Origin of the sequence: uncultured Sphingomonas sp., assembly GCF_964250165.1 — a bacterium.
Lineage (GTDB): Bacteria > Pseudomonadota > Alphaproteobacteria > Sphingomonadales > Sphingomonadaceae > Sphingomonas.
On sequence record NZ_CAXUEK010000133.1, the window covers coordinates 1 to 3,780 of the forward strand.

4 protein-coding genes are annotated in these 3,780 nt (G+C 67.0%); 1 reads left to right on the forward strand and 3 read right to left on the reverse strand.

The genetic code is table 11. The annotated features are described in order from the left end of the window. On the reverse strand, positions 1-710 hold a 710-nt coding region (locus ACFE64_RS15320), incomplete at its 3' end, for an enoyl-CoA hydratase/isomerase family protein (RefSeq protein WP_375393317.1). 36 nt (positions 711-746) lie between these two features. Between ACFE64_RS15320 and ACFE64_RS15325 the strand changes: the two genes are divergently transcribed. Then, positions 747-1,856, forward strand: a complete 1,110-nt coding sequence (locus ACFE64_RS15325; protein WP_375393318.1) for an MBL fold metallo-hydrolase — start codon at positions 747-749, stop codon at positions 1,854-1,856. 9 nt (positions 1,857-1,865) lie between these two features. Here the strand turns inward: ACFE64_RS15325 and ACFE64_RS15330 are convergent, their stop codons facing one another. Together ACFE64_RS15330 and ACFE64_RS15335 are read right to left on the reverse strand one after the other, a co-directional pair. After that, entirely contained in the window at positions 1,866-2,735 is an 870-nt protein-coding gene (locus tag ACFE64_RS15330; protein WP_375393319.1) for an SDR family NAD(P)-dependent oxidoreductase, read from the reverse strand. Positions 2,736-2,745: 10 nt separating this feature from the next. Further along, the coding region (locus ACFE64_RS15335) for an aldehyde dehydrogenase family protein (RefSeq protein ID WP_375393320.1) at positions 2,746-3,780 on the reverse strand (1,035 nt) is incomplete at its 5' end.

Consider the following 3,780-nt stretch of genomic DNA (forward strand, 5'->3'; position numbering starts at 1 on the left):
TCGATCATGTCCGGGCCCTGCCCCGGGCTGCTATGGACTTCGTGCGCCAGCCCGGCCGGCAGCGGCAGGCCGTCGGTCTCGGCGAGCAGCCGCTTGATCGCGCGCTGGCTGTGGCTGGACTGCGCGAGGATCGTGCCGGTCAGCACGCCCACCGCCGCGTCGAAGTCGGCGTCGGCCACGCAGGCGGTCGCCAGACCCATGGCCGCCGCTTCCTCGCCCGAATAGGTCCGGCAGGTGAACATCATCTCGCGCGCCTTGTACGTCCCGACGCGGCGCGGCAGACGCTGGGTCATTCCCCAGATCGGCACCAGCGAGAAGCGCGCATGGGTGTCGCCGAACTTCGCCGACTGCGCCGCGATGATGAGGTCGCCGGCCAGCGCGAGTTCGAGCGCGCCGGTATAGCAATGCCCGTGCACCGCGACGATCACCGGCTGCGGCAAGGCCGCGAGTTGCTGCACGATGTGCGACTGGAAATCGGGGCGCGCCTGCCCCTCCCCGCCCGCGATGCCGCCCATGTCGTTGCCGGTCGAGAAGCATTTGCCCGCCCCCCGCAGCACCACGCAGCGCACCGCCGCGCTCGACGCGATGCTGGCGACGTGCGCGGCCAGCACCTCGAACAGGTCGACGCTGAGCGCGTTCATCTTGTCCGGTCGGTTCAGCGTCAGGGTCGAAAGACCATCGGCGTCCTCGCGCAACACCAGGTCGCTCATGCTCCTAATCCCTCCCGCTCATCTGACCGCATGCCAGTGAAGGAGCGCGAGGTCCAACAGCAAGGATGCGCTGTGGACGGCCGTCCGCCGCGGGAAAGGCTTCGCCGCGCGGTACGAGCGTCCACATTTGAGGATTGGCGCATGCGGGCACGGGTGAAAAGCTCCGACCGGGCCACAACGGCTCCGATACGGGAGAGCGCGATGGCGGGCGGATGGCAAGTGGATGACATGGTCATCCACCGGATCGTCGAGGATCAACGCGGCGAGCGGCCGTTCGATTTCTTCTTCCCCGATGCCCCCCGGGAGCTGCTCGCGCCGCATCGCGGCTGGTTCGACGCGCAGGGCCTCGACCCGGCGAACGGCAATCTGCTGATGAGCTATCACGCCTATGTGGTGCGCACGCCGCGCCACAACGTGCTGATCGACAGCTGTATCGGCAAGGGCAAGAACCTGCCGATGGCGCCGAGCTGGCACAAACGCACCGACAATCGGTGGATGGAGGAATTCGCGGCGACCGGGCTCAAGGTCGAGGATGTCGACTATGTCCTGTGCACGCACCTCCATGCCGACCATGTCGGCTGGAACACGATCCTGGTGAACGGCGCCTGGGTTTCGACCTTTCCCAACGCCCGGCATCTGATGGTGGATGAGGAATACCTCTTCACCGGCGACTGGGTCCGGCAGCATGCCGACGACATGTCGGTGATTGCCCAGTCGCGGCGCGCGGCGTGGGAGCAGAGCATCCTGCCGATCGTCGATGCCGGCCGGGTCGACTTCGTCGAAGCGACCCATGTCCTCGACGACTATTTCCGATTGATCCCGACGCCGGGGCACACGCCCGGCCACGTCGCGGTCGGGGCCGGTCGCGACCGGGATCGCGCGGTCTTCACCGGCGACCTGATCTATTCGCCGATCCAGATGCAGCTTCCGGGCATGCGGATGATCCTCGATGCCGACCAGGCGCTCGCGGTCGACACGCGGCGGGCGTTCCTCGAAAGCTATGCCGAGACCGACACGCTGATCTGCACGATGCATTTCCCGGCGCCGTCGGCCGGCTACCTGCGCCGATGGCGCGACGGGTACCGGCTCGACTTCGTCGAACCCGGTATCTGCACGGGTCGACACGCCACGGCCAGCTTCGCCTGACGCCAGGAGCTATTTCGGTCGGTCGATCGCGAGATTCTCGGCATGGACCGAACCGATCTCGTAGGTCGCGACACCGACCGGCACCTGCTTCGCCGCGAGCGTCGCGTCGAAGGCATCGGCGACGCTGTCGAGCGACCAAGTCTCGCGCTGCAGCACCGGGGCGATGTTGGCGGGGTGGCACATCAGGCTGAGGCTGTCGCCGATGATCCGCATGACCTGCCCGGTGATGCCGCGCGACCGATCCGACAGGAAGAACAGCACCGGCGGGCTGTTGACGTCGGCGGGCGGCAGGAACGCGGCGTGGCCGGTCATCGGCGTCGATGCCATCGGCGACACGCCGTTCACCCTGATGCCCGACTCGCGCAGTTCGAGCGCCCAACCATAGGTGAACGACGCTACCGCCCCCTTGGTCGCGCCGTAAGAACTGAGCGTGGGATGGCCGGCCTGCGCGCCCGACGTGATGTTGACGATCGATCCCTCCCCTTGGCGAAGCATCGGCCCGACCGCGGCGCGTCCGCAATTGTACACGCCGATCACGTTCACCTCGACCAGCCGGCGGAGCTGCTCGACACTTGATGTGACGAAGTTTTCGGCGATGTAGATGCCGGCATTGTTGACGAGCCCGGTGATCGCCCCGAACTCGTCGACGCAGCGCTGGATCAGCATTTCGGTCGCTGCATAGTCCCGAACGTCGCAGCGGTGCGCGACCGCCCGCCCGCCTTTCGCGCAGATCTCGGCAGCCACGCGCTCGGATGATTCCGCATTGATGTCGCTGACGACGACAGCAGCGCCCAGTGCAGCCGCCGCGCGGGCATAGGCCGCGCCGAGACCATCGCCGGCACCGGTGATGACGATCGATTTGCCGCCGAGGTCGGACATGCTTCTCTCCCTATCGCGCGATGTAGAGCGACTGTGGCGCCATATATTCGAGCAGTCCTTCCATGCCGTTCTCGACCCCGAACCCGCTCTGCTTGCGCCCGGCGAACATGGTGTCTGGCCGCAGGCCGAGCGCCTGGTTGATGGCGACCGAGCCGGTCTCGATCCGCCGCGCGATCGCGGTCGCCTGGTCGATGTCCCTGGAAAACACCGCACCGGCGAGCCCGTAATCGCTGTCGTTAACGCGAGCGATGACAGCGTCGACGTCGGTGAACTTCAGCATCGGCAGGATGGGACCAAAGGCCTCTTCCTGGACGACGCGCGAGTCTTCGGGGGGGTTGTCGACGATCGTGACCGGCACGAAATAGCCGCCATTGTCCGGGACCGCCGACCCTTCGATCAGCGTCAGTGCGTTGGCCCTGGCATCGGCCAGCAGCTCGATCACCCGGTCATACTGCCGTCGGTTCTGGACCGGCCCGAGCTGCGACCCCTGCTCGGCCCCGTCGCCGACCGTGATGCTGGCGGCCATCGCCGCCAGCCGGTCGCGCAGGCCGTCGTACACGTCTTCGTGGACATAGAGGCGCTTGGTCGCGACGCAGACCTGCCCGGTATTGAAGAAGGCGCTGTGAAAGATGGTCTGCGCGACCTGATCGAGATCGACGTCGGGCATCACGATCGCGGCGTCGTTGCCGCCCAGCTCGAGCGTCAGGCGTTTCAGATCCCGCGACGCGGTCTCCATCACCTTGCGGCCGGTGGCGGTCGAGCCGGTGAAGGAGATCTTCGCGAAGCCCGGATGCGCCGTCATCAGCGGACCGAGCCGGTCGCCGCCGGAGATGACGTTGAGCACGCCGGGCGGGAAGACCTTGGCGAGCAGCTCGCCCACCTTGAGCATGGCGAGCGGCGTGAAGGGCGAGGGCTTCATCACCATCGTGTTGCCGGCGACCAGCGCCGGCGCGATCTTCCAGATCGACAGCGCGACCGGAAAATTCCACGGCGAGATCGCGCAGATCACGCCGAGCGGCACGTAGCGCGTCTCGATCAGCGAATG